The 261-nt window shown below is 65.1% G+C and carries 1 protein-coding gene; it reads left to right on the plus strand.

The features are described from left to right. Positions 1-51 precede the first annotated feature (51 nt). Positions 52-261 (plus strand): hypothetical protein (locus ASE56_RS16780; protein ID WP_156371569.1); only part of this gene is annotated, 210 nt, incomplete at its 3' end.

The raw sequence follows: 261 nt of genomic DNA on the forward strand, positions 1-261 counted from the left end.
GTTTCCGCTGCGTTGGCGGGAGCGGGACTGACCAGTCTCCTGTTCATCCACATGGCATTCGGTTCCGGACTGACGACTGTCTTTGCCGGGTTGCTTGCCGTCGTTCCTGCGCTCGCGACGCGCTGGCGCTCCTATCCGGTGCTTGGATGGCTGTCGGTCGGCTCCCTCATCGCGACGATCTGCCGTGTCGCGTTCGATCCGACCATCGTCGGCGCGGCATTCCTGTCGACGACGCCGGTGTTCAACTGGCTGCTCGCCGGC

The sequence above is a fragment of the Microbacterium sp. Leaf203 genome (genome assembly GCF_001421275.1).
Classification (GTDB): domain Bacteria; phylum Actinomycetota; class Actinomycetes; order Actinomycetales; family Microbacteriaceae; genus Microbacterium; species Microbacterium testaceum_A.